The sequence below is a fragment of the Phytopseudomonas punonensis genome (genome assembly GCF_900142655.1).
Lineage (GTDB): Bacteria > Pseudomonadota > Gammaproteobacteria > Pseudomonadales > Pseudomonadaceae > Aquipseudomonas > Aquipseudomonas punonensis.
Window position 1 is genome coordinate 144,909 of record NZ_FRBQ01000007.1, and the last position, 26,014, is coordinate 170,922.

Annotated in this window: 22 protein-coding genes; 14 read left to right on the top strand and 8 right to left on the bottom strand. The window is 63.2% G+C overall.

The window, feature by feature from the left end:
• Positions 1 to 122: 122 nt before the first annotated feature.
• The 8 genes from BUC40_RS17035 to BUC40_RS17070 all read right to left on the bottom strand — a co-directional run bounded on the left by BUC40_RS17035 (position 123) and on the right by BUC40_RS17070 (position 6,357).
• Entirely contained in the window at positions 123 to 554 is a 432-nt protein-coding gene (locus BUC40_RS17035; RefSeq protein WP_073267364.1) for a carboxymuconolactone decarboxylase family protein, read from the bottom strand.
• Positions 551 to 1,174, bottom strand: coding sequence for an FMN-dependent NADH-azoreductase (locus BUC40_RS17040; RefSeq protein WP_073267365.1), 624 nt, complete (start codon positions 1,172 to 1,174; stop codon positions 551 to 553). The genes BUC40_RS17035 and BUC40_RS17040 overlap by 4 nt, the downstream gene beginning before the upstream one ends.
• Positions 1,171 to 1,620, bottom strand: coding sequence for a GNAT family N-acetyltransferase (locus BUC40_RS17045; RefSeq protein ID WP_073267366.1), 450 nt, complete (start codon positions 1,618 to 1,620; stop codon positions 1,171 to 1,173). The genes BUC40_RS17040 and BUC40_RS17045 overlap by 4 nt, the downstream gene beginning before the upstream one ends.
• A gap of 105 nt (positions 1,621 to 1,725) precedes the next feature.
• Entirely contained in the window at positions 1,726 to 2,145 is a 420-nt protein-coding gene (locus BUC40_RS17050; protein WP_073267367.1) for a DUF4174 domain-containing protein, read from the bottom strand.
• A gap of 86 nt (positions 2,146 to 2,231) precedes the next feature.
• On the bottom strand, positions 2,232 to 4,145 hold the full coding sequence (gene speA / locus BUC40_RS17055) for an arginine decarboxylase (RefSeq protein WP_073267368.1): 1,914 nt from the start codon (positions 4,143 to 4,145) through the stop codon (positions 2,232 to 2,234).
• Positions 4,146 to 4,272: 127 nt separating this feature from the next.
• On the bottom strand, positions 4,273 to 4,644 hold the full coding sequence (locus BUC40_RS17060) for a translation initiation factor Sui1 (RefSeq protein ID WP_073267369.1): 372 nt from the start codon (positions 4,642 to 4,644) through the stop codon (positions 4,273 to 4,275).
• Between the two features lie 108 nt (positions 4,645 to 4,752).
• The gene (locus BUC40_RS17065; protein WP_073267370.1) at positions 4,753 to 5,286 is read right to left on the bottom strand and encodes an NUDIX hydrolase; all 534 of its coding nucleotides are present in this window, start codon (positions 5,284 to 5,286) and stop codon (positions 4,753 to 4,755) included.
• Positions 5,287 to 5,289: 3 nt separating this feature from the next.
• A complete protein-coding gene (locus BUC40_RS17070) occupies positions 5,290 to 6,357 on the bottom strand; it encodes a DUF2333 family protein (protein WP_073267371.1) in 1,068 nt (355 codons plus the stop codon).
• Between the two features lie 319 nt (positions 6,358 to 6,676).
• On the opposite strand from BUC40_RS17070, the gene BUC40_RS17075 reads away from it, so the two are divergent.
• The 14 genes from BUC40_RS17075 (at position 6,677) to BUC40_RS17140 (ending at position 25,994) form a co-directional block, all read left to right on the top strand.
• Positions 6,677 to 8,290 carry a response regulator gene (locus tag BUC40_RS17075; protein WP_073267372.1) on the top strand — a complete coding sequence of 538 codons (1,614 nt, stop codon included), beginning with the start codon at positions 6,677 to 6,679 and terminating at the stop codon, positions 8,288 to 8,290.
• A gap of 161 nt (positions 8,291 to 8,451) precedes the next feature.
• Entirely contained in the window at positions 8,452 to 10,416 is a 1,965-nt protein-coding gene (locus BUC40_RS17080; RefSeq protein WP_073267373.1) for a methyl-accepting chemotaxis protein, read from the top strand.
• Between the two features lie 449 nt (positions 10,417 to 10,865).
• Complete coding sequence (locus tag BUC40_RS17085) at positions 10,866 to 12,644, top strand: protein-disulfide reductase DsbD (RefSeq protein ID WP_083593593.1); 1,779 nt, start codon at positions 10,866 to 10,868, stop codon at positions 12,642 to 12,644.
• A gap of 120 nt (positions 12,645 to 12,764) precedes the next feature.
• Positions 12,765 to 13,214, top strand: a complete 450-nt coding sequence (gene aroQ, locus BUC40_RS17090) for a type II 3-dehydroquinate dehydratase (protein WP_027909693.1) — start codon at positions 12,765 to 12,767, stop codon at positions 13,212 to 13,214.
• A gap of 68 nt (positions 13,215 to 13,282) precedes the next feature.
• Complete coding sequence (accB, locus tag BUC40_RS17095) at positions 13,283 to 13,738, top strand: acetyl-CoA carboxylase biotin carboxyl carrier protein (RefSeq protein ID WP_073267374.1); 456 nt, start codon at positions 13,283 to 13,285, stop codon at positions 13,736 to 13,738.
• 17 nt (positions 13,739 to 13,755) lie between these two features.
• Entirely contained in the window at positions 13,756 to 15,111 is a 1,356-nt protein-coding gene (accC, locus tag BUC40_RS17100) for an acetyl-CoA carboxylase biotin carboxylase subunit (protein WP_073267375.1), read from the top strand.
• A gap of 51 nt (positions 15,112 to 15,162) precedes the next feature.
• Positions 15,163 to 16,023, top strand: a complete 861-nt coding sequence (locus tag BUC40_RS17105) for a hypothetical protein (RefSeq protein ID WP_073267376.1) — start codon at positions 15,163 to 15,165, stop codon at positions 16,021 to 16,023.
• A gap of 31 nt (positions 16,024 to 16,054) precedes the next feature.
• Entirely contained in the window at positions 16,055 to 16,933 is an 879-nt protein-coding gene (prmA, locus tag BUC40_RS17110; protein ID WP_073267377.1) for a 50S ribosomal protein L11 methyltransferase, read from the top strand.
• A gap of 159 nt (positions 16,934 to 17,092) precedes the next feature.
• Positions 17,093 to 18,472 carry a DUF3426 domain-containing protein gene (locus BUC40_RS17115; RefSeq protein ID WP_073267378.1) on the top strand — a complete coding sequence of 460 codons (1,380 nt, stop codon included), beginning with the start codon at positions 17,093 to 17,095 and terminating at the stop codon, positions 18,470 to 18,472.
• 201 nt (positions 18,473 to 18,673) lie between these two features.
• A complete protein-coding gene (gene dusB, locus BUC40_RS17120) occupies positions 18,674 to 19,672 on the top strand; it encodes a tRNA dihydrouridine synthase DusB (protein ID WP_073267379.1) in 999 nt (332 codons plus the stop codon).
• On the top strand, positions 19,669 to 19,989 hold the full coding sequence (fis, locus tag BUC40_RS17125) for a DNA-binding transcriptional regulator Fis (protein ID WP_073267380.1): 321 nt from the start codon (positions 19,669 to 19,671) through the stop codon (positions 19,987 to 19,989). Before dusB ends, fis begins: the two co-directional genes overlap by 4 nt.
• A 75-nt stretch (positions 19,990 to 20,064) precedes the next feature.
• Positions 20,065 to 21,669: a bifunctional phosphoribosylaminoimidazolecarboxamide formyltransferase/IMP cyclohydrolase gene (purH, locus tag BUC40_RS17130; protein WP_073267381.1), complete on the top strand. Its 1,605-nt coding sequence runs from the start codon at positions 20,065 to 20,067 to the stop codon at positions 21,667 to 21,669.
• An 88-nt stretch (positions 21,670 to 21,757) separates the two neighbouring features.
• On the top strand, positions 21,758 to 23,047 hold the full coding sequence (gene purD, locus BUC40_RS17135) for a phosphoribosylamine--glycine ligase (RefSeq protein WP_073267382.1): 1,290 nt from the start codon (positions 21,758 to 21,760) through the stop codon (positions 23,045 to 23,047).
• A gap of 160 nt (positions 23,048 to 23,207) precedes the next feature.
• A complete protein-coding gene (locus BUC40_RS17140) occupies positions 23,208 to 25,994 on the top strand; it encodes a hybrid sensor histidine kinase/response regulator (protein ID WP_073267383.1) in 2,787 nt (928 codons plus the stop codon).
• Positions 25,995 to 26,014: the final 20 nt, after the last annotated feature.

The window sequence follows — 26,014 nt, forward strand, 5'->3', positions numbered from 1 at the left end:
GGCCCGCTCCCACAATTAGATAGATGCCGACTACTCCCGTAGCCTGGGTTGAGCGCAGCGATACCCAGGTTGATGGCCCCAGTTGTCGCTGCGCTCGCCCCAGGCTGCCCATCAAGAATTCGCTACTGGCGCATCCCAATCGCCAGCCGATTGAAGGCATTCATCAGCGAGATGGCGAAGGTCAGGTCGCTGATCTGCGCGTCGCTGAAATGTGCCTTGAGCGGCTCGAACACTTCATCCGGCGCATGGGTGCGGGCGATATCGGTCAGTGATTCGGCCCAGGCCAGCGCCGCGCGCTCGGCCTCGCTGAACTGCGCACTGATGCGCCAGCCGGCCAGGCTGTCGAGCTTCACCTGAGGCGTGCCGCCTTCACGCAGCGCCTTGGCGTGCATCTCCAGGCAAAACGCGCAGCCATTGATTTGCGAAATGCGCAGGTTGACCAGCTCGATCAGTGGCAGGCCAAGGCTGCTGGAGGCCAGGGCTTTCTTGGTGGTCAACAGGCCCTTGTAGGCCTCCGGCGACAGTTGGCTGTAAGGCAGGCGCAAAGTACTCATGAGGCAATCTCCGTGGCGCAATCGAAATAGAAACTGGTGGTACGTTGCAACTGGAGCAACGCGTCATCGAGGGCGGCCTGGACCGCGGCATCGCCATGGGCAAGGCCCTGCAGCGGGACGAACGCAACCTCGGTAATACCCAGGGTGCTCAATACGTGGCGCAGGTAGGCGGTAAGAAAATCCGCCTGCCGCGCCCGCACGCCCTGATAGAAGCCGCCGGCGCTGACGAGCACCAGGGTCGGTCGGTCCTGCAGCAAACCAACCTTGCCCTCGGGCGTGGCGGCAAAGCTGCGGTGAATCCGCAGCACATAGTCGATCCATAGCTTGAGCGCGGCCGGCACCGTGAAGTTGTGCATCGGCGTGACGATGATCAGGCAGTCGCTGCTCTCCAGCTCGGCGATCAGTGCTTCGGAGCAAGCGAAGCCCGGGGCGTCGAAGGGTGCATTGCCGGTCAAGGCGGCGGCGTAGTCAGCCCCGAGCGGCGGTAACGGCTCGCCGACCAGATCGCGCTCGATCAATTCGGCCCGTGGCCAGCGCGTAGCGATCAGCCGGCGCGCCAGCTGGCTACCGCTGGCTTGTTGCTGGTGGGGGCTGCATTCGAGCAGCAGGATGCGCTTCATGCCGCCACCTGCGGCAGCGCTTCGACGAAATGCATGCCCCGCGCCAGCAGACCTTGGCGGTAATAGAAGCGCTGGCCGAAGGCATTGCCCAAGGCGGTGTCGAGCACCAGATGGGTATAGCCGCCAGCGATGGCTTCGCGGCGCACCGCGTCGATCAGCAGGCAACCGACGCCGCCACGCTGCTCACTGGGCAGCACGATTAGGTCATCGATATACACGAAGCGCCCATACAGGGTGTTTTCCTGCAGCCGGTAGCCAGCCAGGCCGACCACCTGGTCGCCTCGCCAGGCAGCGAGCAGGCGATAGCCCTGGGAGGCCTGGCGCTGTACTTGGGCGACGAATGTGTCGGCGTCAGGGAGATGGGGGCGCAGCTCGCGCATCACCGCGAAGCAGGCCAGACACTGGGCGCGATCCTGCACGGTGCGCAGGATGATGGAGTCAGACATGGTGGCGTCCTCGCTATCGAATGGACGCCAGATTACTAGGCACCTGGCCTGCTCAATAGAACCAAGACACTACAAAGTCATTGATCCATGTCGTGAGCGTTCAGGCTATTCGTTCTGCCGCATGGGCATGCGGTCGATGGTCCGGAAGATCGCCTGCAGATCGGCATTGGCGCCCTGCTGGATCTTCTTGCCGCCATCCTTGCCGACCAGAATCACCTGGGGCCGGGCGTTGCCGGCATCCAGCGCCAGCAGCAGGCGCTTGGTGGCGATGGTTTCCAGAGGCTGGCCGTTGCGCTGCCCCTGCCTGCCGATCACGGTGTAGAGCACCATGTCGCGTTCGACGAACGCTTCGCGGTTGGCAGGCTCCTGCAAGGCAGCCTGCACACGTGCCAGCAACGGATCATCGGCACTGGCGGCGAGCACGATCAGCGGGCGGGTTTTCCAGCGCTCGGCCTGCAGCGGGTCGTCACTGGCCTGGGCCAACAGCGGCAGGGCCAGCAGTAGCAAAGTCGCGAAGCGCTTCATGGCCTCTCCTCGACGGGAGCGCTCCCGCCACGTGGCGATCAGCAGAGCGCCCGGCGGCTTGCGTGGGCTGCAAGCCGCCGATGCACTCAGTACGACAGGTACGAAGAGCGGGTCAGGCCCAGACGCAGGGCGTCGAGGAACTGGGTGCGCTCGCGGGCATTGATCTTGGCGCTAGCCACCTTGTCGCGGTAGTGGGTCATCAACTCCTCGGGCGACAGGTGCACGTAGCGCAGCATATCCTCGATGGTGTCGTGGGTCTCGATACCGGCGTGGTAGATGCTGCCATCCTGGTTCTGGTAGATGTTCACCGAGTCGGTGTCACCGAACAGGTTGTGCATGTCGCCGAGAATTTCCTGATAGGCACCGACCAGGAAGATGCCCAGCACGTAGTCTTCACCGTCGCGTAGCTCGTGAACCGGCAGACTGGTTTCGATGGACTGCTCGTCGACGTACTGGTTGATCTTGCCGTCCGAGTCGCAGGTCAGGTCCTGCAGCACGGCGCGGCGCAGCGGCTCTTCGTCCAGACGATTGAGCGGCAGAATCGGCAGGATCTGGCCGATGGCCCAGGTATCCGGCAGGCTCTGGAATACCGAGAAGTTGCAGATGTACTTGTCGGCCAACTTGTCGTTGAGCTCGTCGAGCACCTGGCGGTGCGAACGCTGGCGCGCCTTCAACTGGTTGTACAGGCGACGGCAGATCGAGAAGTAGCACTGCTCGGCCAGGGCCTTCTGCGGCAGGTCGAGCTTGCCGGCGGAGTATTGCCCGGCTGCTTCGCTGACGTAGTGGGTGGCGCGCCAGTAGGTTTCGGCGACCATTTCCGGGTCGCTGTCATCAAGCAGGTCGATCAGCACCTGCAGCACTTCCGGGTGCTCGATGCTGTGGTCGATCTCCGGCACTTCGTCGTTGTGGCGTTCGACGTCGGTGACCTGCACCAGCAGCACGGCGTGGTGCGCGGTCATTGCCCGGCCACTCTCCGAGAAAATGTGCGGATGAGGGATTTCCTGGCGGTCGCAGAATTCCTTGAGCATATCGACTACTGCGTCGGCGTAGTCTTCCATGTCGTAGTTGATCGAGCTGGCGTTGCGCGAGTGAGTGCCGTCGTAGTCGACCCCCAGGCCGCCGCCGACATCGATGTGGTCGACAGGCAGACCAAGCGCGCGCAGCTCACCGTAATAACGGATGGCTTCGCGGAAACCCTTGCGGTAGTCGGCGATGTTGGCGATCTGCGAGCCCATATGGAAGTGCAGCAGGCGGATGCCCTGATCCAGGCCAGCCTTGCGGAAGCGCTCGACCACCGACAGCAACTGCGCGGCGGACAGACCGAACTTGGACTTCTCGCCGCCGGTGTCGGCCCACTTACTCGACGCCAGGGACGACAGGCGCACGCGCAGACCGATCTGCGGCGCGACCTTGAGTTCAGCGGCCTCCTCGATCACCAGGGAAACTTCCGATTCCTTCTCGATGACGATGAACACGTTGTGGCCGAGCTTCTGGCCGATCAGCGCCAGGCGAATGAACTCGCGGTCTTTGTAGCCGTTGCAAACGATAGTGCCGCCCTTCGGCGCCAGCGCCAGCACCGCCAGCAGCTCGGGCTTGGAGCCGGCTTCCAGGCCGATGGAGACGTTCTCCGTGGCGATGATGTTTTCCACCACCGCCTCCTGCTGGTTGACCTTGATCGGGTACAGCGCGGTGTAACGGTTGTTGTATTCCAGGCGCGCGATGCTGGCGTCGAAGGCGCCGGTCAGCTTGCGTACGCGGTCTTGCAGAATGTCCGGGAAGCGCACCAGCAAAGGCAGCGACAGGCCGCTTTGGCGCAGCTCGTCGACCTGCTCATAGAGGTCGATGGGCGTGCTGTCCGGCCCGTTGGGGCGCACTTCGACACGACCCGCGTCGTTGATCGAGAAATAACCGGCGCCCCAGTGACGGATACCGTAGACACTGCGGCTGTCGCCCACTGTCCATTGGCTTCCATCGTCCTTGCGTGTGCGTCGTGCGGCCATCGAGGTTCCCCTGTAGCGGATGGGCTGATGCTGTCGAATAGTCGAGCGAGCATAGAGCCTGGAAATGACGATTGCTCGGCGGTGCAGTGGCCGAGCAATGGATAAATAGTTGCCTGATCAGCGGCGTTCAGCCACCGGATTTCTTGGCCTTGAAGCCACGTTTGAGCAGCTCGGCGAGCAGCAGTTCGACGTGATCGCCCTGAATCTCGATGACGCCATCCTTGAGCGAGCCGCCGCAGCCGCAGCGCTTCTTGAGCACCGAGGCCAGCTCCTTGAGCGGCTCTTCGGCTAGCGGCACGCCGCTGATGGTGGTCACCGTCTTGCCGCCACGGCCCTTAGTCTCGCGGCGCACCCGGGCAATGCCATCGCCCTCGGGAATCACCGCGCGCGAACAGGTGCAGGCATCCACCGGCTGCGAGCAGTCCGGGCAATGCCGACCCGCGTCCGTGGAAAACACCAGGCCACCGAGGCCGGCGAATGAAGAGGCTTTCTTGGCCACCGCGTTTTTCCTCAGTGAATTGGCGAAGCGGCGCAGTGTAACGACAAAGGCCGGCGATGCTAAGAAGCGAAATGCGCCAACCCCAGATGGATTGGCGACTACGCGCTACTAGTGATTGGCGAGGTAGTGCTGCAAGGCCACCAGCGAGTCGGGGCAGTAAGGTTTGCATTGAGTATCGCGCTGCGCGGCCTCCACCGTCATGAAGCGCGCTTCGAGCACTTCTTCGGGTTGCAGGATCAGCGGCGCATCGGACACCGTCGAAAACACCGCGCACCAGATGCGATTCTCCGGCTGATCGAAAAAGAACCGACCGTGGTCACGCAGCACAACATCACGGATGCCCAGTTCTTCGGCCAGCTCGCGCTCGGCCGACTGCGCGTACTCTTCGCCCGCCACCACCATGCCGCCCGCGGCGATATCCCAATAACCGGGATACACCGCCTTGCTCAGGGTGCGCCGATGCACGCACAGCTCACCGGCAGAATTGAACAGCAGGATAAAGGTGCCGCGGCCGATCAGGCCGTGGCTGCGCAGCTCGGCGCGAGGCAGTGCACCAAGCAGATTGTCGTGTTCGTCGACCCAGGCGATGGGCTCGGCATCCGAGGCAGCGCGGTGCGCCACCTCGGTTTCAGCGATAGCCACGGGTCAGCCCTGGGAGAGCAGCTGACGCAGATCGATCACCGCGGCGTTGGCGCGCGAGATGTAGTTGGCCATGACCAGCGAGTGGTTGGCGAGGATGCCGTAGCCACTGCCGTTGAGCACCATCGGGCTCCACAGCGTAGCCTGGGCGGCCTCCAGCTCACGGATGATCTGCCGCACGCTGACGGTGGCGTTCTTCTTGGCCAGCACGTCGGCGAAGTCGATCTCAATGGCGCGCAGCAGGTGCGACAACGCCCAGGCCTGGCCACGGGCCTCGTAGAACACGTTGTCGATCTGCAGCCATGGGGTTTCGTAGGTGCGCTCGGTCACTTCCGGCACCTGGCCTTGAGCCAGCTCGGTGTTCTCGTTCACGTCGCTGTTAAGGCGCACCTGCCCGACGCTGGCGGACAGGCGCTGGGACAGCGAACCGAGGCGTGTAGCGACATCGCCAAACCAATTGTTCAGGTTGTCGGCACGGGTATAGAAGCGCGCACCGCTCTGGCCTGGCTCGGACAGACGAGCGAGGTAGCGGTCGAGCGAGTCGATACCTTCGCGGTACTTGGACTCGGTCGACGGCAGCGCCCAGCTACGATTGTCGAAGTTGAAGTTCGGCTCGGCGCGAGCCAGATCGCCATCCTCAGTGGATTGCGACTGCGAACGGGCGAAGTCCTTGCGCAACGCGCGGGAGAAATCACGCACCTGCACCACCACGCCATATTCCCAGCTCGGCATGTTGTCGAGCCACAAGCCTGGCGGCGCCAGGTCATTGGCCAGGTAGCCGCCCGGCTTGTCGAGCAGTGTCTCGGCGACCTGCTTGAGGGTTTCCACGCTGGTATAGCCGGTCACCACCTGGCGATTGGCACTATCGGCTGCAGCCTGCACGCGCTGCTGCACCGGGAACAGATCCGGCTCCTGGCTCCAGTACCAGCCGACGACCAGCGCCACCAGCAGATAGATACCCAGCAGGCTGGCGATGACACGACCGAGGCCGCCGCCAAGGCGACGGCGAGATCCGGTGCTGGCACCGTCATCGGCATGAGCAGTGCCGGTGGTGCGGTTCTTCCAATCGAGCATGGCGATTATCCTTTGATCAACGACGTACAGGGCTTCGACCGCGGGGCCTTGGCAGGGTTGCGCTAATACTTGCTCCGCCTGGCCTCCATGGAGACTACGCTGCAACTATAAGGGAAGGCTGCCCCGCTGCGCAGCGCAGCAAGCTGTTCACGACGTAACAGGCCGCAATCATGCTCGCAGCGCGGTGCCTGCAGCTACCATTGGCCAGGGTGCGAGACGACTCACAACATTGACGCCAAGGGAATGGCAAAATAACCGCCCAGTGATAGCATGAGGCCATCACACGGCAGGCTACGACCCCCATGCAGACTGAAAGGCCATGAGCGAGCAAGAAGATCCCAGCCGTGATCGGCTCAAACAGCATTTTGCCCAGCGCGTAATTCACCAGGCTCGCCAGGTACTCGAGGTCTGGCAGCGCCTGCAGCGCGGAGAGTGGAACGAAACCGGCATGCAGGAGCTGCAGGAGGCCGCGCAGCTCCTGCAGCGTTACGCCGAGCGCTTCGAGCAGGTCGAACACCGCGAGCTGGGCAAGCGCATCGTCGCCTGCCTGAACGTCGTCAATGCCAACCGCGGGCGCCTCAACAGCGAGGTGATCAGCGAGCTCAACCAGTTGATGCAACGCCTCTCGCGCACCGGCCTGCGCCACGGCGACCGCTTCGAACAAACCACCCTGCCGCCGCTGCGTAAGCCGGTGTACCTGGCCCTGCAGCATCTGGAGCGCGCCGAGCGCCTGGCGCAGCAGCTCGACTTCTTCGGCATGAATGCCAAGCCACTGGATACCGCCAACGCCTTTCGCGCCGCGATGCTCGAACGCCACCCGGCGGCCATCGTCATGGAAATCGACTTCGCTGGCACCGGCAATGGCCTGCAGCTCGCCCAGGCAGTGCAGGAAGGCCTGCAGGAAAAGATCCCGGTGCTGTTCTACAGCCACGAAGAAACCGATACACCGACGCGCCTAGCGGCAGTGCGTGCTGGTGGCCGCGAGTTCTTCACCGGCTCGATGGACGCCTCCAGCCTGCTGGAGCGCATCGAAGTACTGACCCACGTGGCCCAGTACGAGCCCTACCGCGTGCTGATCGTCGACGACTCCCGCGCCCAGGCCACGCACACCGAGCGCGTGCTCAACAGTGCCGGCATCGTCACCCGCACCCTGACCGAGCCGATCCAGGCGATGGACGAGCTGGCCGAATTCCAGCCGGACCTGATCATCCTCGACATGTATATGCCGGCCTGTAACGGCACCGAACTGGCCCAGGTAATCCGCCACAACGACCGTTACGTCAGCGTGCCGATCATCTACTTGTCCGCCGAGGACGATCTCGACAAACAGCTCGATGCGATGAGCGAAGGCGGCGACGACTTCCTCACCAAACCGATCAAGCCGCGCCACCTGATCGCCACCGTGCGCAACCGCGCTGACCGCGCACGCAGCCTGAAAGCGCGCATGGTGCGCGACAGCCTCACCGGGCTGTTCAACCACACCCACACCCTGCAACTGCTCGAAGACGCACGCTTTCGCGCACAGCGCGACGAGCAGCCGCTGAGCTTCGCGATGATCGATATCGATTTCTTCAAGAAGGTCAACGACAACTACGGCCACCCCATGGGTGACCGGGTGATCAAGAGCCTGGCGCTATTCCTCAAGCAACGCCTGCGCAAGAGCGACAGCATCGGCCGCTATGGCGGTGAGGAATTCGCCGTGGTGATGCCCAACACTGATGCCCGCACAGCAGCCAAAGTGCTGGACGAAGTGCGTGCGCGCTTCGCCGAAATCCACTACCCCGCCCACCCGCACGACCTCAGCTGTACCTTCAGCTGCGGTATCGCCGAGGTCGTCGACGACCTGGACAGCAAGCACCTGTCGCAGCGCGCGGATGAAGCGCTGTACCGCGCCAAGAATGGCGGCCGTAACCGTGTCGAGGTCTATGGCTGAAAGATTCACACTGGCGCCAGCGACCGCATGTCGGTTGTCTGGCGTCAGTAACGCGGCACAGCCATTCGCGTAACAACGCTGTCACAAAGGCGCAATACCGTACCGACAACGCCGCACTGCATGGCGCAGTGCCAGCACCGCTCGGACATCGACTCAGCATCATGCGCCTCAAATCCCTTACCAATCTCAACACCCTCCTGCTGGTCGGCATCGGCATCGCGCTGGCCTGCACCTTGTGGTGGTCGCAGCGGGCATTGGAACGCCCCTATGTGCTGATGGAGCAGTACCTGGAACTCTCTCAACAATTTCAACGTGAAGCGGCAGGCAATATTCTCGGCTACCTAGAAAGCGGCGATGCGCTGCGCCACAGCGCCGCGATCCAGAACCTGGAAGCGCTACAGGCAAAGGTCGATGAACTGCCAGGCAACCTCGCCGGTGATCTAGGAGGCAGCCTGGGCGAGTTGCAGGCGTTCGCTGCCGAGCAACTGCTGGCCGCCGGCAAGCTGTCTGGCGACCCGCAGGGGCTGTTGATCCAGGCAGAACGGGAAATCGCCGATGCTTTATCAGGGCTCTCCCGCTATACCGATGAGGGTCAGGCAGATGCCGCCAGCGCTTACCGTGGCCCGTTATTCGAGGCATCTCAGCACCTGACGCGTCTGGCGCTGGCACGCGCCAAACTGGTCAGCAGCGGGCGCAGCGAACTGGCATTGGACGTGGAGCGCGAGATGCAGGCGCTGCAAGCCCAGGCCAAAGCAATCAATGATCTGCCATTGCTCGGCGTCGCGGACCAGGCGACTTCCGGCGGCGATGCCTTTGCGTCATTGATGGGCCTGGACAGCGACAGTCAGCAGAACGACACGCAAGATCGCGGCATTATCCTGAAGCGTGAATTCGATAGTTTGCTGAGCCGCTACCCCGCGGAACTGGCGCGCACCCGTACACTGATCGAACAGCGTACACAGCTGGCATCCACCACCCGCACGCGGCTTGATGCGGTGCAGCAATCCTTCACGGCTCTGGAGCCTAAGGTACGCGCCGAACATGGTCGTATTCAGGGCGAAGTGCGCCTTATCCTCGGCATCATGGTCGGGTTGATTCTGCTTATCGCGCTGCTCATCGACACCCTGCAGCGCCGTCTCAGCCGCCTGCTGGAACGCCTGGTGCCGGCGCTTTCAGCCTGGGCCGCTGGCGATTTCAGCCGCGAAGTCCGCCTGGACACCAACACGCGCGAACTGCGCGACATCGAGGAGTCGCTCAATCGCCTGCGTCGCTATTTGGTCGAGCTGGTTGGCACCATTCACCAGCACGCCGCCCAGGTGTCGGCATCCAGCCATACCTTGGCCGACCTGAGCAGCGGTCTGCACGACGGCGCCGAACGTCAGGCCAGCGACACGGCGCAGATCCGTGATGCACTGGGCGAGCTGGAGGCGACCATCTTGCAAGTGGCCGACGACGCCAGCCAGACAGCCAACGCCGGCCGCGATGCCGACCGCGCTCTCACTCAAGGTCAGCAGGTGATCGGCGGTAGCCTGAAAGGCCTGCACGCGCTGGTCGAGGAAGTGCAAGGCAACGCCCAGGCCATCGAGCACCTGGCCACCGAAACCGCCACCATCGGCAGCGTGCTGACGGTGATTCGCAGCATTGCCGAGCAGACCAATCTGCTGGCACTCAACGCCGCCATCGAGGCCGCTCGCGCCGGTGAAGCAGGCCGAGGTTTTGCCGTGGTGGCGGACGAAGTGCGTTCACTGTCGCTGCGTACCAGCTCGGCCACCGCAGAGATTCAGCAAGTGATCAGCCGCCTGCAGCAGGCAGCCAACGACTCGGTGCAGGCCATGCGCAGCCAGGTCGAACATGCCGAAGCGACCGCCGAACAGGCGCGCACCGCCGACGGGGCACTGGACGAGATCGTCGGCGCCATCGGCACTATCGCTAGCATGGCCGCGCGAATCGCCGAGGCCACGGCTTATCAGGGCAGCGCGGTCAGCGAGATCCGCGATCACAGCGAACGCATCCACCAGTTGGGTGGCGACAACCTGCAGCGCATCGGCCATGGCCGTGCGCAGAGCGTAGAACTGCAGGCACTCAGCGGGCAGCTCGATCAGGCGGTGCAGGCGTTTCGGGTGTAGGCGCGACAGAGAAATGGCCGCCCTTCGTAGGATGGGTCGGGCCGCGTAGGTACCACCCCATCAATAAGCGGTTTCGATGGGTTTCACCCATCCTACGCCTCATCCCGTAGCCCGTAGCCCGTAGGATGGGTGCTAACCCATCAAAAGCGTCCTTAATCCAATGTGGGGAGCAGGTGGGATGCGCAGTCCATGCCCGCTGAGTCACGGGCATGGCCCGTTCCCACAAGGTTATGCCGCGAGGCCGCGCGGTTGTGGGAGCGCGCCATGCGCGCGAATCGCAGCACCTGCGCATGACGCGATGAAGGCAGCCACCTACGCGGCCTTGTGTCGCAGCAACCGCTCCGGAGGCGCGCACCATCCGCCAGGCGCAACCACCACTTACAGCGCGCCTCATGGCATGGTTCGCTGGCTCAGCTATCATGGCGCGATAGATGCCCCACGAGATGCCCATGCCACGTTTCCTTTGCCTGCTGCTGATGCTCGTCGTTCTGCCTGCCAGCGCGGGCGTTTTCGACAGTCGCCCGAACGCCGCGCCGCTCGGCCAAGCGTTGAATAACAGCACGGATTTCCTGCCGGTGCGCGAGGCCTTCAAGCTCAGCCTGGTCAGCAGCTCGCCGACCTCGGCAACGGTGCGCTTCGTCGCGGCCGAGGGCTATTACCTGTACCGCCACCAGTTCAAGTTCAAGGTCGAACCCGGCGAACTGGCCGGCAAGCCGGTCGACGTGCCGGAAGGGCTGCACAAGAACGATCAGTACTTTGGCGACGTGCAGGTGTTCTACGAAGTGCTGGACGTCGAAGTGCCGCTGAACAACCCGGATAACAAGCCGCTCAACCTCGCCGTCACCTACCAGGGCTGCGCTGACAAGGGCCTGTGCTATCCGCCGGAAACCGAGATGCTGGGCATCAACGGCGGTGTTGCCGCCCAGGCTGAAAGCGCCACCACTCCCGTCACCGGAAAAACCACCTGGAGCTGGACCGACCTGGCACTGATGTTCGCCGCCGGCCTGACCCTGACTTTCACGCCTTGCGTGCTGCCGATGCTGCCGATCCTCTCCGGCGTGGTGCTGCGAGGCCGGCCGAGCAAAGGTCGCGGCTTGGTGCTGTCGCTGGCCTACGTGCTGCCGATGGCCGCCTGCTACGCAGCGCTTGGCGCTCTGATGGGCCTGTTCGGCGCCAAGCTCAACCTGCAGGCGATGCTGCAGTCGCCGTGGATTCTGGTGCCGTTCGCCCTGTTCTTCGCGCTGTTCGCGGTGGCCATGTTTGGCGTCTTCGAGTTGCGCCTGCCGGCCTTCGTGCGTGAGCGCCTGGATCGCAAGGCGGCGCAAACCCAGGGCGGTACCATCGCCGGCGCTGCGACTCTGGGCGTGCTGTCCAGCCTGATCGTCTCGCCTTGCATCACTGCGCCCTTCACTGCGCTGCTTCTATATATCAGCAGCACTGGCGATGCCGCCGGCGGCGCCCTGCAGCTGTTCGCGCTGGGGCTGGGCATGGGCACACCGCTGGTGATTTTCGCAGCTGGCGGTGGTGCACTGCTGCCCAAGTCCGGCACCTGGATGGTCGCCGTACGCAACGCCTTTGGCGTGATGCTGCTCGGGGTCTCGGTGTGGCTGCTTGAGCGCGTGCTGCCAGGCGAACTGTCCCTGGCGCTGTGGGGGCTGCTGGCCGCGGGCGTTGCGCTGTTTCTCGGCGCCCTGGAGTTCACCCCGAAAAACGCCTGGGGCAAACTCGCGCAACTGGTTGGTTTGGCGTTGCTGGTTTACGCACTCGCCGCGTGGACAGGCGCTCTGCAAGGCCGTGACGACCCGCTGCGCCCGCTCGGCAGCGGCTTCACTGCTGGCCAGGCGAACACCGCGAGCGCTGGTAGCTGGCAAACCGTCAGCACCCCCGCCGACCTGGACGCCGCCCTGGCGCAAGCCAAGAGCAGCGGCCAACCGCTGTTGCTCGACTGGTACGCCGACTGGTGCATCAGCTGCAAGAAAATCGAACGCGAAGTGTTCAACTCCACCCAGATCGGCCCACAACTGAGCGACTACCACTTGGTGCGCTTCGATATGACCGACAGCACCGCCGCGCAACGCGCCGTGCTTGATCGCTATAAGTTGTTCGGCCCGCCTGCGATTCAGCTGTTCGACGCCAACGGTAAGGAAATGCACGATCTGCGCGTAGTTGGCGAGATCGACGCCGAACGCTTTTCCGAACGCCTGAACAAGGCACGAGAACGTTTTTAGGCAATTCGGTCACATATCCAGCCAACCCTGCTTGGATCGTGCTGACTACTCCCAAAAACTAGACAGTCCTACGACAATTCTGGCAGAGTCCGCGCAGCTAAAAAGAAGGAAGCCCGGATCATGTCGACGCTGCTGGTTTTGCACGGCCCCAATCTGAACCTGCTCGGCACTCGCGAGCCTGGTACCTATGGCGCCACCACGCTGGAGCAGATCAACCTCGACCTCGAGCAGCGCGCTCGCGAGGCTGGTCATCATCTGCTGCACCTGCAGAGCAATGCCGAGTACGAATTGATCGAGCGCATTCATGCTGCGCGCGGCGAAGGCGTCGACTTCATCATCATTAACCCGGCGGCCTTCACCCACACCAGCGTCGCGTTACGTGACGCATTGCTGGCGGTGAGCATCCCATTCATCGAAGTGCACCTGTCCAACGTGCACAAGCGTGAGCCTTTCCGGCACCACTCCTACTTTTCCGATGTGGCGGTAGGCGTGATCTGCGGTCTCGGTGCTACTGGCTACCGACTGGCTCTCGAAGCATCGCTGGAGCAACTGGCGAGCAAAAACACCTGATACCGGCGCCTTTGCACGACGGTTCCGCAAACTTGAACGACCCTGACCAGACTGGGAGTTGAACACCTATGGATATTCGCAAAGTCAAAAAACTGATCGAGCTGCTGGAAGAGTCCGGCATCGACGAGCTGGAAATCAAAGAGGGCGAAGAGTCCGTACGCATCAGCCGTCATGGCAAGCAACCGGCCTACGCCCAGCCAGTCTACGCACCGGCTCCTGCTCCGGTCGCTGCAGCCGCCGCACCGGTTGCTGCTGCCGCTGATGCCGCGCCTGCCGCTGCCAAACTGAACGGCACCGTAGTTCGCTCGCCAATGGTTGGTACCTTCTACCGCGCCGCTTCGCCGACTTCGGGCAACTTCGTTGAAGTGGGCTCGACCGTGAAGAAAGGCGACATCCTCTGCATCGTCGAAGCGATGAAGATGATGAACCATATCGAGGCCGAAACCAGCGGCACGATCGAATCCATCCTGGGCGAGAACGGCCAGCCGGTGGAATACGATCAACCGCTGTTCACCATCGTCTGATGCACGGGGAACCCGTAATGCAGAAGCTGGAAAAAGTTCTGATCGCCAACCGTGGCGAGATCGCCCTGCGCATCCTGCGTGCCTGCAAGGAATTGGGCATCAAGACCGTGGCCGTGCACTCCACTGCCGACCGCGAGCTGATGCACCTGGCCCTGGCCGACGAATCGGTGTGCATCGGTCCGGCGCCGGGCAACCTGTCGTACCTGAACATCCCGGCGATCATCAGTGCCGCGGAGCTCACTGGTGCCACCGCCATCCACCCGGGCTACGGCTTCCTCGCGGAGAACGCCGACTTCGCCGAACAGGTGGAAAACTCCGGGTTCGCCTTCATCGGCCCGAAAGCTGACACCATCCGCCTGATGGGCGACAAGGTGTCGGCCAAGGACGCCATGATCAAGGCCGGCGTACCGGTCGTTCCAGGCTCCGACGGCCCGCTGCCGGAAGATGAAGCAGAATCGCTGCGCATCGCTCGTGAAGTCGGCTACCCGGTGATCATCAAAGCCGCTGGCGGCGGCGGTGGTCGCGGCATGCGCGTGGTCTGGAAAGAAGAAGACCTGATCAAGTCGGCACGCCTTACCCGCAGCGAAGCGGGCTCGGTGTTCGGCAACCCGATGGTCTACCTCGAGAAGTTCCTCGGCAATCCGCGTCACGTGGAAGTTCAGGTTCTGTCCGACGGACAGGGCAACGCCATCCACCTCTATGACCGTGACTGCTCGCTGCAGCGCCGTCACCAGAAGGTTCTGGAAGAAGCCCCGGCTCCGCAGATCGACGAGAAGGCCCGCGCCGAAGTGCTCAAGCGCTGCGTCGATGCCTGTATCGAAATCGGCTACCGCGGTGCCGGCACCTTCGAGTTCCTTTATGAAGACGGCCGTTTCTACTTCATCGAGATGAACACCCGCGTCCAGGTCGAGCACCCGGTTACCGAAATGGTCACCGGCATCGACATCGTCAAGGAGATGCTCAGCATCGCCGCGGGCAACAAGCTGTCGTACAAGCAGGAAGACATCAAGCTGCTGGGCCACGCCCTGGAGTGCCGTATCAACGCCGAAGACCCGGATAACTTCATGCCCTGCCCCGGCAAGGTGAAGCATTTCCACGCTCCGGGCGGTTTTGGCGTACGTGTCGACTCGCACCTGTACAGCGGCTACTCGGTACCGCCGAACTACGACTCGCTGATCGGCAAGCTGATCACCTACGGTGTGACGCGCGACGAAGCCATGGCGCGCATGCGCAACGCACTGGACGAGATCGTCATCGACGGCATCAAGACCAACGTGCCGCTGCACCGTGATCTGGTCTGTGACAAAGGTTTCTGCGAGGGTGGGATCAACATCCACTACCTCGAAAAGAAACTGGGCATGGACAAGCACTAAGAAAAAGGGCCGCGCAAAGCGGCCCTTTTTTCATCTATTCAGGTAGACAGGATGTCTCTCAAGAGTCGCTGCCAGTCCGTCGCCAGCGCTTTCGGCGAAGCCTTCACCTGCCTCGCTCTCGCCTTTCGAAGCAGTCTCCAGCTCGGCGTCCTCACGCGCTCCTGCGGCTTGTGCTTTCTGGCATTCGCCCTGTGGACCTGGCTTTTCTACACCCAATTCGAGGTCATCGCTCAAGCGGCCGGCCTGCTGTCACTATTCATCGTCATGGGCGCGGCCATTCTCGGCTTCGTGCCCAGCATCGGCGGCGCAGGTGCCGCCAGCGTGAGCGGCATGGCATCGATCGCTCCAGCGCTCGGGATACTGGTCGTGTATGCCGGCCTGCTGACGCTGCTGATGATCGGCACGCTCTACATCGGCCTGATCGTGCTGAGTATTCGCCTGGCGCTGCGCTGGGTGCTGATGGGCAGCCTGCGCGAGCGAGCCTTGCGCCACTATCCGCCACTGGCACAGCGCCAAGCCCAACCGGCACAACGCTTGACCGGGGCACGCTATCACCTCGGGCCCTGGCTGGGTTTGAGCATCGGCTCCCTGCTGTGCCTGCTGATACCACTGCTCAATGGCGTGCTGCTGCTCCTGTTGCTGGCCTACCTGAATGTGCGTTTTCTGGTACCTGCTGCGCTGTCGGGCCTGGCCAACGGCAGCGAACAGCTGCAGGCGGTTCATCAACAGCGTGGTGCCATGACCGCGTTCGGCCTGCTGATCCTGCTCATCGCGCCGATTCCGCTCATCAACCTGCTGCTGCCCGCGTTGCTCGGCGCTGGCTCCTGCCATCTCGCCTACCGCGGCTTGCAGCGTGCCGGGCTCGCGGCTGGCGTGGCCGAGGCACCTCAAGTAAGCTTGCCGCCGCCATAAAGGTTCAATGTCACGTCTTCGAGGTTTCCCGATGCCCTGGTTACAAGTTCGTCTCGCCATCACCCCAGAGCAGGCGGAAACCTACGAAGACGCCCTGCTGGAAGTCGGCGCGGTTTCCGTGACCTTCATGGACGCCGAAGACCAGCCGATCTTCGAGCCCGATCTGGGTACCACGCCGCTGTGGAGCCACACCCACCTGCTGGCGCTGTTCGAAGCCGATACCGACGCTGACGCTTTGGTCGCACACCTGCGACTGCTGACCGGCGGCGACTTGCCGGAACACCATATCGAGCGCATCGAAGATCAGGATTGGGAACGCAGCTGGATGGACGGCTTCGCGCCGATGCGTTTCGGCCAGCGCCTGTGGATCGTGCCGAGCTGGCACGAAGCGCCGGAGCCGGATGCCGTCAACCTGCTGCTCGACCCGGGCCTGGCATTCGGCACCGGCACTCACCCGACCACCTCGCTGTGCCTGCAGTGGCTCGACGGCCAGGCGCTGGAAGGCTGCAGCGTGCTCGACTTTGGCTGCGGCTCGGGAATTCTGGCCATTGCCGCGCTGCTGCTCGGCGCGCCGAGGGCGGTAGGGACCGACATCGACCCGCAGGCCCTGGAAGCCTCGCGCGACAATGCGCAGCGCAACGGCATCGCCGATGAACGCTTCCCGGTTTACCTGCCAGCCGACCTGCCTCAGGAGCCAGCTGACGTGGTAGTCGCCAACATTCTCGCCGGCCCGCTGGTCAGCCTGGCGCCGCAGATCACCCGCCTGGTGAAGAGCGGCGGCCGCCTGGCGCTATCGGGAATTCTCGCCGAGCAGGCCGAGGAAGTTCGCGCTGCCTACGAGGCCGACTTCGACCTCGACCCGACTGCGACCCAGGATGGCTGGGTGCGCATCAGCGGTGTTCGTCGCTAACAGCTCGCCAAAAAGCAGCTGCATCGCCAGCTGCTTCCTGTAGCAGCGAGCAGCAAAGCCGACGCCCGCATTGCAGGCACGGCACTTAATGCAGCTTTTGCAATCTGTTGGGTTAGACTATCGCCCCGTTTTTGCCGCCCAACGGCCGCCGGACTCCGCATGACCGAAAGCTTCGTCACCCAGTGCCCGAACTGCAGCACCAGTTTCCGTGTGAACCTGGCACAGCTCGCTGTCGCCCAGGGTTCGGTGCGCTGCGGCGCCTGCCTGCAGGTGTTCAACGCAGCTCGCCAGTTACGCGAGCAGGGCCATCACATTCCGGACATGCGCGCGGCCGCTCCTGCAGCCCCCAAGCCACCTGCACCTGCACCTGCACCTGCACCTGCACCTGCACCTGCACCGAGCTTTGCAGCGGTTCCTCCAGCGCCCGCCAAGCCGCTCGGCAAGCCTAATGACGGCACGCTGTGGATTCATGACGACCTGGATCTCGATGATCTGGACCTCGACGAAGAACTGGCCAAGCTCGAAGCTCAGGAACAGCAGCTGTCTCGTCAGTTCCTCGAACTCGACCTGCCGACACGGCAGACGCCGCGCTTCGACGAACTGGCCGATGATGACGAGCCCGCCGAGGACGAACGCTGGGCCGAGGCCCTGCTGCGCGACGACCCGCCGGTCAGCAAACTGGAGCTTGAGCCACTCGCCGAGCGCCAGGCACCCACTATCGATTTCGGCAAACCGCCAACCAGCACCCAGCCGCCGGAACAGGTGCCGCCGCTGCCCAAGACGCCTGGCCTGCGTGATGTGCTCGCGCCCACGAAGCCAGTCATCGCAAGCCGTGAAGACGACGAGCCTCCATTCAGCCTGAACGCCCAGCGCGATGACGAGCCTGAACCCGATCCGGTTATTGACGCACACGAAGACGACGAGCCAGAAACACCGCCAGCCGCACCCTCAAAAGCACAGAAAATCCGCTCCCGCGCCGAACCTAGCCTGCGCGAAGAGCCACTTTTCGAGCTAGAAGAAGAACCGCTGCAGCTCGACTGGCGCCCACCGCGCAAACCCTGGGGCCGCTGGATTGGCTGGGGCCTGCTCAACCTGCTGGCCGCCACCGCGCTGGCTGGGCAATACGTGATCTATCACTACGCCGAACTGGCCCGCCAGGATCAGTACCGCCCCTGGCTCGAGCAGATCTGCCCGACGCTCGGTTGCAGCCTGCCGTCCAAGGTCGATATCGATCAGATCAAGAGCAGCAACCTGGTGGTGCGCAGCCACCCCGAATTCAGCGGCGCACTGGTGGTGGACGCGATCCTCTACAATCGCGCACCGTTCTCGCAGCCATTTCCCCTGCTGGAGATGCGTTTCGCCGATATCAACGGCCAGCTGATCGCCAGCCGCCGCTTCAAACCCAGCGAATACCTGGCCGGTGAACTGGCAGGCCAGGCGGAAATGCCGCCGCAAACGCCGATCCACATTGCGCTGGATATCCTCGACCCAGGCGCCCGCGCGGTGAACTACAGCCTCAACTTTCACTCGCCGGAGTGAAGCCGGGTAGCTGATAAACGGCATATCCCCCCTAAGCCGTCTGCAATGCACCCGGTCGCCGATGCGACCGGGCAGCGCACCCCAACTGTTCAGATTTTGTTCAAAACCACCTTTATCCGGTCATTCAGAGCGGGTATGATCTCCCCCCTTTCGCACCCTCCTACTGGTCTCAACAGCACGTCTCTTGAGCAGGGAAGCCCTATGTCGGCGCTAAGCATCGGCCCCTATACATTGCCCAATCGACTGATCCTGGCCCCCATGGCCGGCGTCACCGATCAGCCATTCCGGCAGCTCTGTCGGCGCCTCGGCGCCGGCATGGTTGTGTCGGAGATGGTCACCAGCGATGTACGCCTGTGGAATACGCGCAAGTCGAGCCTGCGGATGATTCACGCTGGTGATCCGGAGCCACGTTCGGTGCAGATCGCCGGTGGCGATCCGCAGATGCTCGCCGAGGCAGCCCGCGCCAATGTGCAGCTGGGCGCCCAGATCATCGACATCAACATGGGTTGCCCGGCCAAGAAGGTCTGCAACAAGGCAGCAGGTTCCGCCCTGCTCAAGGATCAGCCGCTGGTGCAGGCGATTCTCGAGGCGGTAGTCGCTGCGGTCGATGTGCCGGTCACGCTGAAGATTCGCACCGGCTGGGACCGGCAGAACAAGAATGGCGTCGAAGTCGCGCGGATCGCCGAGCAGTGCGGCATCGTCGCCCTGGCCGTGCATGGCCGTACCCGCGCCGATCTGTACACCGGCGAAGCCGAGTACGACACCATCGCCGCGATCAAGCAGGCCGTATCGATTCCGGTACTGGCCAATGGCGACATCGACTCACCGGCAAAGGCCGCCCATGTGTTGGCCGCTACCGGCGCCGATGGCCTGCTGATCGGCCGGGCGGCCCAGGGCCGCCCGTGGATTTTCAGAGAAATAGAGCATTACCTGCGCACCGGAGCACATTGCCCGGCCCCTGCGCTGGCCGAGATTGAACGCATTCTGCTCGAGCACCTCGCTGCCCTGCACGCCTTCTATGGCGATGTGATGGGCGTGCGTATCGCTCGCAAGCATGTGGGCTGGTACCTCGCGACGCTGCCCGGCGCCCGCGAATTCCGTGCCCAGTTCAATCGTCTGGACAGTCAGGAGGCGCAATGTGCGAGCGTTCGCCAGTTCTTCGGTGAGCGCTACAACGACGAAAAAGAGGCTGCCGCATGACAATGTTGACCGAGACTTTTGGAAGTGGGATTACACCCGTGAGCGACAACGCCAGTTTGAAACAGCACCTCAATACCCCGAGCGAAGAAGGCCAGACCCTGCGCGGCAGCGTCGAGAAAGCCCTGCACAACTACTTCGCTCACCTTGAGGGAGCGGACGTCACCGACGTCTACAACCTGGTGCTCACCGAGGTGGAAGCCCCACTGCTGGAGACCGTCATGAATTACGTGAAGGGCAACCAGACCAAAGCCTCCGAACTGCTGGGCCTGAACCGCGGTACCCTGCGCAAAAAACTCAAGCAGTACGATCTGCTGTAAATCACCGAAATCCTGAAGAAGGGCGGCTCTGATGAGCCGCCCTTTTTACTGATTCCCCTGCTGATGGATCCTGTAATGACCGACCAGACCACCCGCCTCCCCGTCCGCCGTGCGCTGATCAGCGTTTCCGACAAGACCGGCATCCTCGAATTCGCCCGCGAGCTCGTCGCCCTCAACGTGGAAATTCTCTCCACTGGCGGCACCTACAAGCTGCTCAAGGACAACGGCGTGGCAGCAGTGGAAGTGGCCGACTACACCGGCTTCCCGGAAATGATGGATGGCCGGGTGAAGACCCTGCACCCGAAAATCCACGGTGGCATCCTTGGCCGTCGCGCCCTCGACGGCGCGGTGATGGACGAGCACGGCATCAAGCCGATCGACCTGGTGGCCGTCAACCTGTACCCCTTCGCCGCCACCGTTGCCAAGCCGGGCTGCGACCTGGCTGACGCCATCGAGAACATCGATATCGGTGGGCCGACCATGGTGCGTTCGGCTGCGAAGAACCACAAAGATGTGGCCATCGTAGTCAATGCCGGCGACTACAAAGCCGTCATCGACTCCCTGAAAATCGGTGGCCTGTGCTATGCCCAGCGCTTCGACCTGGCCCTCAAGGCCTTCGAGCACACCGCCTCCTACGACGGCATGATCGCCAACTACCTGGGCACCATCGACCAGGGCCGCGACACCCTGTCCACCGAAGAGCGCAGCCTGTTCCCGCGCACCTTCACCACGCAGTTCATCAAGGCGCAAGACATGCGCTACGGCGAAAACCCGCACCAGCAAGCGGCGTTCTACGTCGAGCATGCCGACGAAGCCTGCGTGGCCACCGCCGTGCAGTTGCAGGGCAAGGAACTGTCGTTCAACAACGTAGCCGACACCGACGCCGCGCTGGAATGCGTGAAGAGCTTCGTCAAGCCGGCCTGCGTGATCGTCAAGCACGCCAACCCGTGCGGCGTTGCCGTGGTGCCGGACGACGAAGGTGGCATCCGCAAGGCCTACGATCTGGCCTACGCCACCGATACCGAATCGGCGTTCGGCGGCATCATCGCCTTCAACCGCGAGCTGGACGCTGAAACCGCCAAGGCCATCGTCGAGCGTCAGTTCGTCGAAGTGATCATCGCGCCGAAAATCAGCGCCGCCGCCCGTGAAGTGGTCGCTGCCAAAGCCAACGTGCGCCTGCTCGAGTGCGGCGAGTGGCCAGCTACCCGTGCGCCGGGCTGGGACTACAAGCGCGTCAACGGCGGCCTGCTGGTACAGAGCCGCGATATCGGCATGATCAGCGCCGATGACCTGAAGATCGTCACCCAGCGCGCGCCAAGCGAGCAGGAAATCCATGACCTGATCTTCGCCTGGAAAGTAGCCAAGTTCGTCAAATCCAACGCCATCGTTTACGCCAAGAACCGCCAGACCATCGGTGTCGGCGCTGGCCAGATGAGCCGCGTCAACTCCGCGCGCATCGCCGGCATCAAGGCCGAGCACGCAGGCCTACCGGTACCGGGCGCGGTAATGGCCTCGGATGCCTTTTTCCCGTTCCGCGACGGCATCGACAACGCCGCCAAGGCCGGCATCACCGCGGTGATCCAGCCCGGCGGCTCGATGCGCGACAACGAGGTGATCGCCGCTGCCGACGAAGCCGGTATTGCCATGGTCTTCACCGGAATGCGCCATTTCAGGCACTAAAACCGACCGCACTCGGACTTTGTAGGGTGGATAACGCTTCGCTTATCCACCGAAAGGGCACTCGGCCCGCCTCCACTAGGAGAGAGACATGAACGTATTGATCATCGGCAGCGGCGGTCGTGAACACGCCCTGGCCTGGAAAGTGGCGCAGGACAAACGCGTCGAGAAAGTATTCATCGCACCGGGCAACGCCGGCACCGCCACCGAGAACAAGTGTGAAAACGTCGCCATCGACGTGCTGGACATCCAGGCACTGGCCGATTTTGCCGAGAAGAACGTGCAACTGACCATCGTTGGCCCCGAAGCGCCGCTGGTCAAAGGCGTGGTCGACCTGTTCCGCTCGCGCGACCTGGACATCTTCGGCCCGACCGCCGCCGCCGCCCAGCTGGAAGGATCCAAGGCCTTCACCAAGGACTTCCTGGCCCGCCAGAACATCCCGACCGCCGACTACCAGAACTTCACCGAGGTCGAGCCGGCTCTGGCTTACCTGCGCGAGATAGGCGCGCCAATCGTGATCAAGGCCGACGGCCTGGCTGCAGGAAAAGGCGTAATCGTCGCCATGACTCTGCAGGAAGCCGAAGACGCCGTGCGCGACATGCTCGCCGGCAATGCTTTCGGTGACGCCGGCTCGCGCGTGGTGATCGAAGAATTCCTCGATGGCGAAGAAGCCAGCTTTATCGTCATGGTCGACGGCCAGAACGTGCTGCCGATGGCCACCAGCCAGGACCACAAACGCGTTGGCGATGCCGACAGCGGCCCAAACACCGGCGGCATGGGCGCTTACTCGCCGGCGCCAGTGGTCACCGCCGACGTGCACAAGCGCGTTATGGACGAAGTCATCTACCCGACCGTGCGTGGCATGGCGGCCGAAGGCAACGTTTACACCGGCTTCCTGTACGCAGGCCTGATGATCGACAAGGCCGGCAAGCCGAAAGTCATCGAGTTCAACTGCCGTTTTGGCGACCCGGAAACCCAGCCGATCATGGTGCGCCTGGAGTCGAGCCTGGTCTTGCTGGTCGAGGCTGCTTTGGCCAAAGCGCTGGACAAGGTCGAAGCGACCTGGGATCCGCGCCCGACCGTTGGTGTGGTGCTGGCTGCCGGTGGTTACCCGGGCGACTACGCCAAGGGCGACGTGATCGAAGGGCTCGACGACGCCGCTCAGCTTGAAGGCAAAGTATTCCATGCTGGCACTGCACTGAAGGACGGCAAGGTCGTCACGGCCGGCGGCCGCGTACTGTGCGCCACCGCCATCGGTGCCAGCGTTGCCGATGCTCAGAAGCAGGCATATCGCCTGGCCGAGAAAATTCGCTGGAACGGCATGTTCCACCGCAATGACATCGGCTACCGGGCCATCGCCCGCGAGCGTGGCGACAACTGATGTAACAAGATGGCGGCATCTAGCCAGGCCCACTATCGGCAATACCGCAGGCCGCCGCTCAACCGCGGCGGCCTGGCTGTAAGGATTAAGGCTTCAGCGTCATAGTCTGCCCGACATCGGCTGACTATAATCCGACCGTTACAACCAAAAGGACTGCCACGTGCGTCGGCTCAGGATCGCCATAGGTTTACTCGTCAGCCTGCTGCTGGCTGGCGCTTGCCTGTCGAGCAGCGCAGCGCCGCGTGTGGCTACGCCTTATGCCACTGGTTGGTCGGTATTTATCGACGACAGCGCACAGATGGATCTGGACGACGTGCGCAGCCGCCGCAATCAGTTCCTGCCTTTAGACAACCTCGCCTTTACCTATCCGCCCAGCCAGCGAGCCGTCTGGCTGCGTTTCGATGTGCCCGAGCATCAGGCCCCTTACTGGCTTTGGCTGTTCGCGCCGCGCGTGCAATACCTCGATTACTACCTGCTGCGTGGCCCGTTGGTCGAGCAAAGCGTGCACAGCGGCGAATCGATGCCGATGAGCTCGCGCCCGCTGCCCTCGCGTGCCTACCTGATGTCGCTGCCCAACGACGGGCAGGCGCGGGAAGTCTACGTGCGGATGACCTCCAACCATCCGCTGATGGCCTGGTTCAAGGTCATCGACGAAGCCGAGCTGGTCAGTCTGGAAAGACCGGCTTACCTGTTCGGCGCACTGCTCGGCGCTCTGCTGCTGGTGGTGATCTACAACCTGATCCGCTTCGCCTACATGCGCTCGGTGTGCAGCTTGTGGCTCGCCGGCCTGCATGGCGGCCTGGCGGTTTGCGCCGCTGCCAACCTGGGGCTGCTCGCCGCCTGGGTGCCAAGCCTGGGCTATAACCAGTCGCTGATCGCTGACACCAGCGCGCTGATCGCAGCGTTCTGCCTCTCCGCGTTCGTGCTCGGCTTCTTCCGCAAAACGCCAATGCACGGCAGCAAACTCAACCTGGTCCTGAAAGGCCATGCGCTGCTGACCCTGCTGCTGGGCCTGACCATTCTGGCCACTGGCCTGCTCTGGTACAGCGCGGTTGTTTATCTGATGGTGTTTCTCGGCACCCTTGCCGTGCTGCTGGTCAGTGGCGTGCATTGGCACAACGGTTATCAGTCGGCGCGGCTGCTGGTCGTGGCCATGGTGGTGTTCAACGTCGGCTTTGGCCTGTTCATCCCTATCCTGTTCGGCTTCGACCAGCTCGACCCCGGCTGGCTGGTCATCGGTGTGTTCACCATCGCCACCCTCAGCGGCGTGGTGCTGAGCGCCGCCCTGGCCGAGCATCAGCGCCACCTGCAGCGCGCCGCCTCACGTGCGCGCACCGCCCTGGCCGCCAACGACGCCGAGCTGAAAGCCAAGGCCGAATTCCTGGCCAAGATCAGCCATGAGATTCGCACGCCCATGAATGGCGTGCTGGGCATGACCGAGCTGCTGCTCGGCACACCGCTGTCGGCAAAGCAACGCGACTACGTGCAGACCATCCACAGTTCCGGCAACGAGCTGCTCAACCTGATCAACGAAATTCTCGACATTTCCAAGCTGGAATCCGGGCAGATCGAGCTGGACGATGTGCAGTTCGACCTCAACGCCCTGACCGAAGATTGCCTCGACATCTTCCGCGCCAAGGCCGAGCTGCAGAAGATCGAGCTGATCAGCTTTATCCAGCCCCAGGTACCGCGCATCGTCAGCGGCGACCCGACGCGCCTGCGGCAGATTCTCCTCAGCCTGCTCGACAACGCCTTCAAGCAGACCAGCGAGGGCGAGATCCTGCTGGTGGTCGCCCTCGATACCAGCGGTGAACAGCCGCGCCTGCGCTTCGCCGTGCAGGACAGCGGCCATCCACTGGATGCCGCCGAGCGCGACGCGCTGCTCAACACCGAGTTGCAGAGCCGCGATTTCCTGTCGGCCACCCGCCTGGGCAGCCGCCTCGGGCTGATCATCGCCCGCCAGCTGATTCTACTGATGGGCGGTGAGTTCGGTATCCAGAGCGGCGGTAATCAGGGCTCGACCCTGTGGCTGACCCTGCCGCTGGACGACGCCCGCCTGCAGCAACCGAGCACCGATATCGACGGCACTCTGCAAGGCACCCGCCTGCTGGTGGTCGACGACAACGACACTTGCCGCAAGGTGCTGCTGCAGCAGTGCAACGCCTGGGGCATGAACGTCAGCAGCGTGCCGTCTGGCAAGGAGGCGCTGGCGTTGCTGCGCACCCGCGCGCACATGCGCGAATACTTCGACGTGGTGCTGCTCGACCAGGACATGCCGGGCATGAGCGGCATGCAACTGGCCGCCAAGATCAAGGAAGACCCGAGCCTCAACAACGACATTCTGATCATCATGCTTACCGGCATCAGCCATGCGCCGAGCAAGATCATCGCCCGCAACGCCGGCATCAAGCGCATCCTCGCCAAGCCGGTGGCCGGCTACACGCTCAAGGCCACCCTGGCCGACGAGCTGGCCCAGCGTCAACGCGGCCCGGATGCACCGGTGATTGCCAGCCCGGCAGCGCTGGAAGTGCCCGGCGACTTCCGCATTCTGGTCGCCGAAGACAACAGCATTTCCACCAAGGTGATTCGCGGCATGCTCGGCAAGCTCAACCTGCAGCCTGATACGGCGAGCAATGGTGAAGAAGCCTTGAATGCCATGAAGGCCCAACGCTATGACCTGGTACTGATGGATTGCGAGATGCCGGTGATGGACGGTTTTTCGGCTACCGAACAGCTGCGCGCCTGGGAGATCGCCGAGCGCCGCCCGCGCACGCCAGTGGTCGCGTTGACCGCGCATATCCTCAGCGAACACAAGGAACGCGCCCGCCAGGCCGGCATGGACGGCCACATGGCCAAACCCGTGGAGCTTTCACAGCTGCGCGAACTGGTCGAATACTGGGTTGGCGAGCGCCACACGCAGACACAGGACGACACCGTCGTCTCCTGACTCGGCTGCTAGAATTTTCG

Coding starts and splice junctions, on each gene's coding strand:
- BUC40_RS17040 (WP_073267365.1), bottom strand. CDS start 1,174: ATGAAGCGCATCCTGCTGCTCGAATGCAGCCCCCACCAGCAACAAGCC.
- accB (WP_073267374.1), top strand. CDS start 13,283: ATGGATATTCGCAAAGTCAAAAAACTGATCGAGCTGCTGGAAGAGTCC.
- speA (WP_073267368.1), bottom strand. CDS start 4,145: ATGGCCGCACGACGCACACGCAAGGACGATGGAAGCCAATGGACAGTG.
- BUC40_RS17075 (WP_073267372.1), top strand. CDS start 6,677: ATGAGCGAGCAAGAAGATCCCAGCCGTGATCGGCTCAAACAGCATTTT.
- BUC40_RS17035 (WP_073267364.1), bottom strand. CDS start 554: ATGAGTACTTTGCGCCTGCCTTACAGCCAACTGTCGCCGGAGGCCTAC.
- dusB (WP_073267379.1), top strand. CDS start 18,674: ATGTCGGCGCTAAGCATCGGCCCCTATACATTGCCCAATCGACTGATC.
- BUC40_RS17085 (WP_083593593.1), top strand. CDS start 10,866: ATGCCACGTTTCCTTTGCCTGCTGCTGATGCTCGTCGTTCTGCCTGCC.
- accC (WP_073267375.1), top strand. CDS start 13,756: ATGCAGAAGCTGGAAAAAGTTCTGATCGCCAACCGTGGCGAGATCGCC.
- aroQ (WP_027909693.1), top strand. CDS start 12,765: ATGTCGACGCTGCTGGTTTTGCACGGCCCCAATCTGAACCTGCTCGGC.
- fis (WP_073267380.1), top strand. CDS start 19,669: ATGACAATGTTGACCGAGACTTTTGGAAGTGGGATTACACCCGTGAGC.
- BUC40_RS17105 (WP_073267376.1), top strand. CDS start 15,163: ATGTCTCTCAAGAGTCGCTGCCAGTCCGTCGCCAGCGCTTTCGGCGAA.
- prmA (WP_073267377.1), top strand. CDS start 16,055: ATGCCCTGGTTACAAGTTCGTCTCGCCATCACCCCAGAGCAGGCGGAA.
- BUC40_RS17050 (WP_073267367.1), bottom strand. CDS start 2,145: ATGAAGCGCTTCGCGACTTTGCTACTGCTGGCCCTGCCGCTGTTGGCC.
- BUC40_RS17045 (WP_073267366.1), bottom strand. CDS start 1,620: ATGTCTGACTCCATCATCCTGCGCACCGTGCAGGATCGCGCCCAGTGT.
- purH (WP_073267381.1), top strand. CDS start 20,065: ATGACCGACCAGACCACCCGCCTCCCCGTCCGCCGTGCGCTGATCAGC.
- purD (WP_073267382.1), top strand. CDS start 21,758: ATGAACGTATTGATCATCGGCAGCGGCGGTCGTGAACACGCCCTGGCC.
- BUC40_RS17080 (WP_073267373.1), top strand. CDS start 8,452: ATGCGCCTCAAATCCCTTACCAATCTCAACACCCTCCTGCTGGTCGGC.
- BUC40_RS17115 (WP_073267378.1), top strand. CDS start 17,093: ATGACCGAAAGCTTCGTCACCCAGTGCCCGAACTGCAGCACCAGTTTC.
- BUC40_RS17070 (WP_073267371.1), bottom strand. CDS start 6,357: ATGCTCGATTGGAAGAACCGCACCACCGGCACTGCTCATGCCGATGAC.